At 66.8% G+C, this 10,202-nt stretch carries 8 protein-coding genes and 1 CRISPR repeat array (1 of these 9 running past the window's edge); all 8 genes read right to left on the bottom strand.

From position 1 onward, the window contains the following. Positions 1–725: direct repeats of the CRISPR family, unit length 29 nt; unit sequence CGGAGCACCCCCACGTGCGTGGGGAGGAC; it reaches 829 nt to the left of the window's first position. A gap of 18 nt (positions 726–743) precedes the next feature. The 8 genes from cas2e to cas3 all read right to left on the bottom strand — a co-directional run bounded on the left by cas2e (position 744) and on the right by cas3 (position 10,057). Further along, a complete protein-coding gene (cas2e, locus tag AC1UKG_RS13625; RefSeq protein WP_025619856.1) occupies positions 744–1,085 on the bottom strand; it encodes a type I-E CRISPR-associated endoribonuclease Cas2e in 342 nt (113 codons plus the stop codon). Position 1,086: 1 nt separating this feature from the next. After that, positions 1,087–2,049, bottom strand: coding sequence for a type I-E CRISPR-associated endonuclease Cas1e (gene cas1e / locus AC1UKG_RS13620; protein WP_482642186.1), 963 nt, complete (start codon positions 2,047–2,049; stop codon positions 1,087–1,089). Then, positions 2,046–2,666, bottom strand: coding sequence for a type I-E CRISPR-associated protein Cas6/Cse3/CasE (gene cas6e, locus AC1UKG_RS13615; protein ID WP_475889180.1), 621 nt, complete (start codon positions 2,664–2,666; stop codon positions 2,046–2,048). The genes cas1e and cas6e overlap by 4 nt, the downstream gene beginning before the upstream one ends. Further along, positions 2,663–3,436, bottom strand: coding sequence for a type I-E CRISPR-associated protein Cas5/CasD (cas5e, locus tag AC1UKG_RS13610; RefSeq protein ID WP_482642187.1), 774 nt, complete (start codon positions 3,434–3,436; stop codon positions 2,663–2,665). Before cas5e ends, cas6e begins: the two co-directional genes overlap by 4 nt. Then, entirely contained in the window at positions 3,433–4,575 is a 1,143-nt protein-coding gene (gene cas7e / locus AC1UKG_RS13605; RefSeq protein WP_482642188.1) for a type I-E CRISPR-associated protein Cas7/Cse4/CasC, read from the bottom strand. Before cas7e ends, cas5e begins: the two co-directional genes overlap by 4 nt. Beyond that, the gene (gene casB / locus AC1UKG_RS13600) at positions 4,572–5,234 is read right to left on the bottom strand and encodes a type I-E CRISPR-associated protein Cse2/CasB (RefSeq protein ID WP_482642189.1); all 663 of its coding nucleotides are present in this window, start codon (positions 5,232–5,234) and stop codon (positions 4,572–4,574) included. The genes cas7e and casB overlap by 4 nt, the downstream gene beginning before the upstream one ends. Continuing rightward, positions 5,234–6,721: a type I-E CRISPR-associated protein Cse1/CasA gene (gene casA, locus AC1UKG_RS13595; RefSeq protein ID WP_018744963.1), complete on the bottom strand. Its 1,488-nt coding sequence runs from the start codon at positions 6,719–6,721 to the stop codon at positions 5,234–5,236. Before casA ends, casB begins: the two co-directional genes overlap by 1 nt. Positions 6,722–7,252: 531 nt before the next feature. Next, positions 7,253–10,057, bottom strand: coding sequence for a CRISPR-associated helicase Cas3' (gene cas3 / locus AC1UKG_RS13590; RefSeq protein WP_482642190.1), 2,805 nt, complete (start codon positions 10,055–10,057; stop codon positions 7,253–7,255). Positions 10,058–10,202: the final 145 nt, after the last annotated feature.

Below are 10,202 nucleotides of genomic sequence, written 5' to 3'. Positions count from 1 at the left end.
CCATGGCCGTCGAGGGCCGTCCTGGCGGAGCACCCCCACGTGCGTGGGGAGGACGCTCGCCAGTCATCGGCCAAGTGCCGCGCCGCCGGAGCACCCCCACGTGCGTGGGGAGGACACTCGACCCGCGACCGGCCTGGTCAGCACAGACGGAGCACCCCCACGTGCGTGGGGAGGACGGCGGGGCTGCGCATCCAGTGTGCGAGTGCTGCGGAGCACCCCCACGTGCGTGGGGAGGACGCTGTGGCGGACATGTGGCCTGCTCACTCGTACGGAGCACCCCCACGTGCGTGGGGAGGACGGCGGAAGCGGGCACGAGCGGCGCCGACCCGGCGGAGCACCCCCACGTGCGTGGGGAGGACTCGGCGCCGTTGGACATCCCGCCGAAGATGAGCGGAGCACCCCCACGTGCGTGGGGAGGACGCGATGGCGGCGTTTGCCTGCTCGGTGGGGTCCGGAGCACCCCCACGTGCGTGGGGAGGACGATCATCCTCGCCGGCGCCGGCCCCCACGTCGCGGAGCACCCCCACGTGCGTGGGGAGGACCGGATTAGGTACGACCTTACGGTCCACCTTCTCGGAGCACCCCCACGTGCGTGGGGAGGACGCCGATACGCTGACTACTGACACCTCGTTCTCCGGAGCACCCCCACGTGCGTGGGGAGGACACGGGTTGCGGGGCCGGCTGTCTGAGGCTCGCCGGAGCACCCCCACGTGCGTGGGGAGGACACTTAGTGACCTGCGGTTTTACCAGCCTTCCGGCCAGATGGTTTCTGCTGGGGTGGGGGCGTCGTCGTGGTGTTCTTTCGGGCTCATGGCTACCAGGGTGAGGCCGTCGAAGTCGACCGGGCGGCGTCTGCGTTCTCCTGCGGTCCGTAGGGAGAAGCCTTGTTCGGTGTCGTCTGGGTGGATGAGGACGGCGGCGCCGTCGCCGACGACGCCGCTTGCTGCGTTCCATAGCTCGTCGCGGACTTTGGCGGAGAGCGTTCCGACGAACATGCCGGGTGTTACTTCGATCATCCAGCGGCTGAGTGCGCCTCTCAAATGATCGGGTACGGCCGTGGTTGCCAGGACGACAAGGGAAGCCATGCTAGTCCCAGGGATCTGAGCTGTAGTTGACTCCGGACGGCATGGCTCCCATCTCTGGATCCCAGAGTGAGGTGATTTCGGCGGCAGGTTGCCGCTGTTTCGGCGTGCTGTCGGGGTCGAGTAGATGTTGGATGTCGGTAACGATCGTCGGCATCAGCCTGAGTAGGCGGAACTCGCCGCGCAGCTTTCGACGTACGTCACGTTCGGGGTGGGCGGAGGTGCTCATGGAGAAGGCGAGCGGCACGGTGACCTTGGCCTTGTAGAGGTCGGCGATGTCGTAGACGAAGGCGTGTTGGGTGCCGTTGTGGACGAAGCCGAGCGCTGGTGAACAGCCCAAAGCGAGGATGACGGCGTGGACCACTCCGTATAGGCAGGCGCTGGCCGCTGATAGCGCAAGGTTGACCGGGTCCTGGGTGTCCCATTTGTTGGGGTCGTAGTTGCGGCGGAATTTGCCGGTTCGATACTTCTGAGCCAAAAGGCGGTAGAGCGTCTTCATGCGCTGGCCTTCCATACCGCGGAGCTGGGCCAGCGTGGTGCCGTCGGGGACGGCTTCACCGAAGCGTTGCTCGTACATGCGTATCGCTACCTGCAGTCGGGTGTTGTCGTCGGCCCAGCAGCGGGCCTGCTTTTCCAGCCAGTTGGTGGTCAGGGAGGTGGGGGTGATGCCGGCGTAGCAGCGGACGACACCGGAGCCGACGCAGACGACGGTGGTGCCGTGGCGGGCGAGGGTGGACAGGGCGTGGTGGGTGATCGAGGTGCCGGGTCCGAGGAGAAGGCAGCTGAGCGCGGCTGTGGGCAGATAGACGCGTTCGGCCCCTTTCGGGGTATCGACCTGGGCGAGGACTCCGGTGTCGTCTTGGACGATCCGAACGATGTCGGCGTAGAGGAAGCTAAGCGAGTCCGCCACGCGGGGCAGCATGGCCAGGGTCGGTGCGGCGAGTCGCCGCTGGGCGCTGGTGCTCATCGCATCGGTGCGAGGCTGAGTAGACCGCAGCCGAACGAGCGTCCGCGGCCGATGCCGGTCAGCACGGCTGCGCGGACCTGGTCCGCGTCGGTAATCACCGCTTGCCCTTCGAACAGGGTGATGGCATGGCGTACGGGGATGGCGCGTCCGCGAGCGGCCGGTTGTGGCTGGGCGCGCAGGTGACGCAGATCGAGTCCGGTGGCCTCGGCCTTGCGCTGCCACCACTGCTCAGCCTGCTGGCCAGACAAGGCGACGACCTTGCCGGCGCTGTTGCCCTTCCACGCTCGTTTGGATGCGTTGGCAGCGATCCGGTAGTGCATCGCCATTCCGTTGGTCAGGGCCTTCAGTAGCGGACTGATGTCGCGGGTGTCGACGGTGGCGTAGCCGTCGGGCAGCCGGTTCGGGTCAGGTGGCAGGGTGGTCTGGACCAGCAGCATCGGGCCAGTGGTGGTGTGGTCGAGCCGGAAGAGCACGCCGGCGTGGTGTCGTGGCTGTTCGCCCAGACCGTCCGGCACCAGCGACATCACGCGACGGTGCAGGGCGCTCGTGTCGCGCAGGTCCCGTCGTGCCGCCGGATGGCGGAGGTCAAGTGAGATCCGGGTCAGCCAGGCGATCACGTTCGGACTCCTCGCAGGTGCTCGTCCAGTGCGTCCAGGTAGTTGAGGCCGGTGCCGGCGCACAGATCGGCGGGCAGGCTGCGGGTGGTGACGTAAACCTGGCGGGTGAGGTAACGCCGTCGACGCGGGTCAGGGTCTCCGGGCACTGGTTCCATGGGTACGTCGTTGAGTGTCATCCGGCTGGCGGCGCCGTCGCCGCTTGGTTGCCCGGCGACGAAGTCCACCCTGACGGTCTCCTCGTCGCCCGGGGGGCGGCGTCGGTTGAGCGGCAGGTGTTCCAGGTGGCCGACGGGGTCGGGGATCGGGCCGGACAGCAGGAACGGGTGCTCAACGGGGCAGGAACGGCGTCCGAGGTACGGCCCCCAGACCGGGCGGATCAGCGCCGCGTGGACTTGGCCCACGAGTTCGGCTGGGCCGGTGACCGCGACGGTGAACACCGCGTCTGCCAGGTAGGACCGACGCGACACGATGGTGCCGGCACCCGCCGTCCTGCGTTTGCCTTCTGCTGTCGGTACGGTCCGTTCCGGCGGTGCCCCACCGCCGACGGTGTGGAAGTCGGACATGACCGTGCCGGGCCGGTCGACGCGGACGGTGAACTGCACCGGGGCGAGGTCGCCGAGCGGCTCGCCGCGGTGCCTGCCCTGAGCGGCGGCGATGATGCCGATCATGGCCGATCGGGTGGGGACGGTGCCGGTGTCTCGGACGCTAAAGGTGCTGTGGTCACCCCACGATTGCATGGGCCCGGCCAACCGCAGCAGCAGACCCGTCATTTCGTCCTCAGGTTGTCGACGGCGGCGGCGATCAGGTTGTCGAAGCTCCGGCGAGTCTCGCCGAGCTGTTCCAGGCCTTTGTCGTCGACGCTAGCGCAACCGTGGTAGACCATTCCCTGGTCGCCGATCAGTCGGTAGATCTGTCCGGCGTACTCGGCGAGCTGCCGACGTGACGGCTCGGCGTATCCGCTGTCGAATGTGGCCCGTACCGGGGTTTCGAAGGCGCTGGCCAATGATACCGGCCGGTCGGCGCGAACCGCGATGTAGGCCAGTTCGGGAACCGTGAACGGTGCGGTGGCGTTCTTTTTGGCCTGCGGCATGGCGGTGATGAACGCCGACAGGAACGCCGTGGTCAGCTCGACCGCGGTGGCCGGGTCGCCGAGGTTGTGGGCAAGGTCTTCCAGGTTGACGCTGGCGTACCGGTAGAACGTGCCGGTGCTGAACTCGGCGCTGTTCATGTGCCCGCTGCCGGCCTGGTCGGCGTCCTGCTTGAGGTCATCGACGGCAGTGAAGAAGTCGACCTGCGGGTCCGTGCCGTGAGTGGTGAACGCGTGGGCAACCTGGACCGCCCCGTCAACGTTGCTGCCGGGCAGTTCCGCCAGCATCCGCCCGAACAGGTTGATCACATCGTTGCGGTGCTCCATCGCCGCACGGACGGCTTCGGCCGGCAGCGGCGCCTCACCCTTTTTGAGCTTGAGCGCGCCGGACCGCAGGCCGATGAGCCGATCACGCTGCTGCACACAGACTTCGGCGAGCATGTCGAAGGCCCGCTCCGGCAGGTAGAACAGCACCTGCGCCTCACCGGTGGCCTTGTCCACCTTGAAACCGTCGGCCTTGACCGCGATCGTGGCGAGCGTGGCCATGACCTGCATCGCCGCGAAGGCCGCCAGCTCCGAGTCCCAGTCGGACCCGGTGAGCCGAGCCTGGATGGCCTGCGGCAGCCGCCGGGTGCGCTTGGCCTTGTCACCTGACGATTCCTCCAGCTCCCGCCGAACGGCTCGCTTCCAGGATTGGCTGGAGACCCGGGTGCGATCGGCGTAGCCGAAGCGCACAGCCTTCGGTGAGCCCAGATCGTCGCGGTTGAGATTGGCGTATGGGACGGTCTGCAGCACATGGATGTCGACGTAACGGGCGGTCATGCGGGCTCCTCCAGGCTCGGGTTGCTTTTCTGCTGCTCGGCGTGGCGGTCGGCTTCGTGCAGGGTGCGGTAGTAGGACTGGAGCCATCGCTTGGCGACCTGGTCACGGCGGTACCGCCACTGACAGAGGTCGTCGAGGAGTTGCCCCCAGTTCACCTGGACCTCGACCGCGCCGAGATGCCGCACCACCCCGGCTAGGTGTTGGTAGACGCCGGGGTAGCCCTGCCGGACCAGCAGATGCAGTCGCTTCTCCGCGGTAGCCCGGTTCATCGCCCGACGGCCAAGGCCCGGCCGGCACACCGCCCAGGCCAACGACTGCCCCAGATTGGGGCGGTTATGCGGCGTGGTGTCGGCGTCCGCTGCGGCTACCTCCTCGGCGTCAGTGACGTTCGCTGGCTCGACGTCGGTGGGTTCGACCTTTGGCCTGTCACGAACCGACGCGGCGATCATCGCCGCTACGGCGTAGTGGGCATACTCGTGTTCCTGCGTCACCGACGCCGACAGCAATGGGGCGACAACGGCATGCATGGTGTGCGCCTGCTCGGGAGGACGACGTAGACCTCGGCGCAGCGCCGCACGCTGACCACGATCACGACGGCACCGCTCGGTGACCCGCCTCGCGAACCGGTCGGAAGGCCGTTCTTCAATCTCCGTGGACATCACGCGCCCGATCCCTTCCTCAACGGTGTTGTCAACAGCCGATGCGCGGTCTGCGTGGCCCGCACCAGGCGCGGTGAGCTGGCATCGCCATCCGCGGCGTGGTCGATGGCCTCGTGCCCTAACCGCGCGAAAGCCCGCCCACCCTCGGCGAAACGGCCGTCTCGCACGTGCTCCCAGAACACCGCCTCGGCTCGCGTCCAGTAGTACGCCTCACCCGTATGAGCCCACGGGCCCTCTCGGTCCTTGACGCTAACCATCTCCCGCCAGGCCTGCCGCAGTGCGGCCCCGACACGCCGACCGATCGACTCCGCCGCCCGGGTCAACAGGGCCACGCCGTCCGCGGTCACCGGGTCGCGCTCACTCAACCAACCAAGAACTGGTGGGGTCAGTGCGATGAACCACTGCCGATCCTTGGCCTGCCCGTCCTGATCGAAGCCATACGCGCGCACCCGTCCGTCGAGACCGAGGTCGGCGGCGCCAGTCATGATGTCGGGACGGTGCGTCTTGACCTCGGTGTTGCCGCCCAGCAGGGCGTCAACGTCCCGCCACAGAGCCCGGGAACCGTCGGCCGGCAGCTGGTACCAGCCGCCCTCCTTGTTCTGCCGACGCACCACGTACGGATCAGGAGACGCCGCCCCGGGAAGCCGCCACGCCCAGGTGACGTAGGCATCCGACACGGCCTCACCGGCGGCATCTGGAACCAGCAGCACGGCATGCCGCGCACGGCCCGTCAACGCGCCACACGGCCACGACACCGACCATGGCGCACCGAGCGGATCCGGCAACTCATCGCGCTCCCACGGGCACAGGTCAAGCCCCTCGTCCTGCCCTGATGACACCCGTGGGGGCACCCCCACGACCAGCGACTCGAACAGGTTCTCCCCGAGCGGGTGATACGACATGGCCCCCCGCAGCGGACCGGCGTTGCTGTTGGCGAACCTCTGCCCGGCCACCTCACGGCTGCTGCACCGCCCAGATGCGCCGTAATACAGCTGCGCGATCAGATACCACGCCGCCTCCCCCGGAGCCAGAGCCACCGCCTCGACATCCGTGTGATGGCCGAACCACACCTGAGAGTTGCCCGCTGGACGGTCGAACACCAGCTTGTTGACCCCGGAGGACCTCGGACACTCGACAGCGAGCCGGGGATCCTGCATCCACGGACGAAGCGGATCGAACAGGTCAAAGCGGTCGGAGTATTTCGCAAAGTAGGCATCGACGTCGCCTGCGGCGAACCCGCCCTGGTCAAGCAGCCACTCCTGCCGCTGCCGCCACTGTGGCCCGCGCAGCGAGTCCAGGCCAGTCACCCGTGCAGTGATCGCGTACAGAATTCGCCACAACCCGGACGCCGCCGGCGGCACCGGAACAGCCAGGTCATCGAACTCGGCCGCACGGGTAAAAAGCTCCCGAAGGCCGACCAACTCCGGCTCGCCGTTCGCCGCGACCGGTATCCACGGCTGGTCCGTGAGATCGAACGGTTTGATCATAAGCGTGATCGCTTCCACTTGAAGGCCCACTGACGTTGCCAAACTCACGCGCCGACGCGAAGTTGCATGTCATCTACATGACTTACAGTCGGAGAGATCCTCACCGTGGGGGTGCTCCGGTCGTCGGCCGCATCCACGACCCGTGGCAATCGACTTCCTCACTATTGGTGCGGTGTGCGGGTTGCTTGCGGCGCTGCCGCCAGCAACCCGCACTTCACTCCGTACGGTTCACATCCACGTCACGAGCACATGGATCACGATCACCACGACGGTCAGCACCGTTGCAGCCGGCAACCGGAGGGAGATGTCGAGCCCTGCTTCACACCGTTCCATGATTCCTCCAAAAGGTCGTTGGCCGAATCCGGATCGTACAGCGAGGGGGCTCGGGCAAGCCCAAGATCGCCGTCTCGCAAGCCGCCGCATCCAACCCGGCGGAGATCCCCACAGCTATCGAGCTGGCCTGACGTGAGCAGGCATTGATAATTGTGATGCGAGACACACTTACTGCGTCCATCCTTCGTCGCCCTTTGCTCACTCACTCACCACACCAGACTGCCGTCCTTCCGAAGAGGAGAGAACAACCAGCCCGAGTTCGGGGTCAAGGTGCACTGATCGACGAGCCCAAGCCGCCGACCCAGGCCCGTCGGGGAGGATCGGAAGCCACAGCGGCAGGAGACGCTTCAGCCAGGCGTTGTTGCTCCAGGATGCTGGTAAGGCGGCGGGTGGGTCATATCCCATGAGGATGTCGGTTCGGAGCGGGATCGTCTCCTGGAGGATCATCCGTACCTCTTGGCTGGAGAAACGGCCGTCGGGTCTCGCCCCGCACTGCGGTAGAAGGGTGCGCCGCTCGGGGTCGAGCCACTGCCTGCCGCCAGCGTCGAGGTAGCAGCAGAGCACCCGCCCCGACTCAGCTCCCAGGCGGGTTGACGCACGCCACTCCGGCGTTTCGGTAAGACTCAGCGCTGCCAGGTCGGCCACCTGAACAGGCTCAGGAATGACACCGAGTTCAGCCATCCCACGTAGGGCCATCGCCTCGGCGCGGTATTCGTCGTATTCGGCGCTTAGCACGGGATCAAGGTCGACTGACTGTGGCGAATATACCGCTTCCACTTGGTTCTGCACTGCGTGCGGAACGGCGATCCTGTCGGTCCCCGCCAGCCGAAGGTGTGTGGCCCGTAGCAGGTACCGCGCGTACACGTCTCCCCAAGCGGCCGGCCTGACATGCTCGACACCGTCCGGGCCCCGCGGGTCGAGAACCACCACTCGCGGTTGCGCAGCCCACGGCGGCCTCGTCCTGCGGTGTCGATGACACCGACCGGCACGCTGCAACAGCTGCGCCATCGGCGCCAGATCCGTCACCAACAGGTCGAAGTCCAGGTCAAGTGACTGCTCTAGCACTTGAGTAGAAACTACGATCATCGATCTAGGGCGGTTGCCGTCCTTCCCCAGCCGACCGATGATCCGCGTCGTGATCTCCTCCCGGCGCCGAGCCGGGAAACGGGAGTGCAGCAGCACCACATCCACTCCCCCGGCCGCCCAGTCACGAACGACACGGTAGGTCTGCTGAGCGTCGTTGACCGTGTTGCAGACCACGGCAGCGCACCCACCCTGCTCGACCACCGGCGCCAGCACCTGCCGCACCACCGCCCTACGATCCGCTGGGTCGCTCTCCGACCCGACGAGGTGACGAACAGGGCGTAGGTCGAGCGTGAACTCCACGGTCCTACCCGAGACCAGGGCCTCCCGCATCGTTGGTGAGATCGAAACCGTGGCGCGCCCCTGGATCGCCGGCACGAAGGTCCAACCCGGATATGGCACAGACGTGTTGGTCGGCCCGACGCCAGCACCCTCCTCGTACGCCCTTACAAGAGTCGCCGCCTGCGACGAGGGCAACGTCGCCGACAGCAGGACGACCGGGCATCCGTAGGCCCCCAACCAGTTCAACAGGCGACACAGCAGGGAGGTCGTGAAGTCGTCGTACGCATGCGCCTCGTCAACAACGAACACCTTGCCCGAGAGAGCGAGCAGACGCAGCGCGTTGTGCTTGGTGGTCAGCACGGCAAGCAACGCCTGGTCAACCGTACCCACCGCCATCGGCGCCAGCAGCCCCCGCTTGGGGCCGCGCAGCCACTCCGGTGCCACCACATCACCACTGGGATCATCGGACACCACCTCAGCCGCACCACCGGGGTCGACAACCGCCCGAGCCTCGTACTCAGCGTTCAACCACGACATGCTGTGCAGCAGCGTGACCGGCGCCGGACCGGCGGCAAGCCGGGCGGCAAACGCCCGTACCCGGCGATACATCTCGTCGGAGGTCGCCATCGTCGGCAAAGCGAAGAAGAACCCGTGCGCCCCGCATACCTCGGCCAACCTTGTGGCAGCCACCAGAGCGGCTTCGGTCTTCCCGTCCCCCGTAGCCGCCGTCACGACCAACAGGCCCGGACTGTCGACCACCGGCAGCAACTCCTCAATGATCGACCGCTGAAGAGCGTTCGGACGGTGCGGGAACAGATCATCGAAACCCACCGCCCGAAACGACGGTGACCCCAAGCCGGCGTCGTCGAGCAGGGCGGCAGCGGGCGCGGATAAGGCCGCGAGATGAGTCGACGCCGCTTCGGCGCCCGTGTACTGCGGCACTCGTGAAGACTGCTGACGCAAGAAGTGCTCCTGGCTGGCCAGCCAGTCCGCGAGGATCACGACCCCCGTGACCAGCACACTGGCTGCGGCACCTATCGCCGGCGGCTGCTCGGGTGAACCCACGGCCTCATGCACCACCCGTACCAGGGCCGCGCGCTGCTTCGACCAGCCGCCCTTGCCCAGCTGCGCCCGGCCACCATGGGGACCACTGGTTTGCTGGAAACGCCCGTGATGGCCGCCGACGATCTGAGCGACGCGGTAGGCCAAGCGGTCACTGACCCGCCTGACCAACTGCGGATACCCCAAAGGAGCAAGAAGATCCGGCAAAGCCAACTGGCCAGCGGCGTCATGCCTCAACGAGCCATCGCCCACAACATCCTCATACGAACCAGCACTCCGCAGCGCATCGAACGCGCTCCCGTCCTTCTTCTGAAACCCCGGGGTTGCCTTGCCGACATCGTGTAACCCCGCCCAAAACATGATCAACGTTTTAGCGTGACTGTCGTCGGTGGCCAGCCCCTCTGCAATGACCCGCCGTTGGTTCGGGGCCAGATAGCGATCCCACAACGCACCAGCAACGGCCGCGGTATCGATCAAATGCCAGAGCAACGGATACGGTCTCGGGAGATGGTTAGACTTGCCCCAGATCCCAGCATCGACCCCGTCATGGTCGACCCCCAATCCGACCCCCTCCATTCGTACCCGCTCCGCAAGGGCATCAGCATGCAACCACAGCCGTACGACACCACGACTCGACCGACGCAAAACCGCGCCCACGGCCGATAGACGCACAGGTCACGAAGTGTCCTCCCCACGCACGTGGGGGTGCTCCGCCAGTACG

The organism is Salinispora sp. CH2A1_6, assembly GCF_056820975.1.
This window is presented reverse-complemented; position numbering and strand designations above follow the sequence as displayed.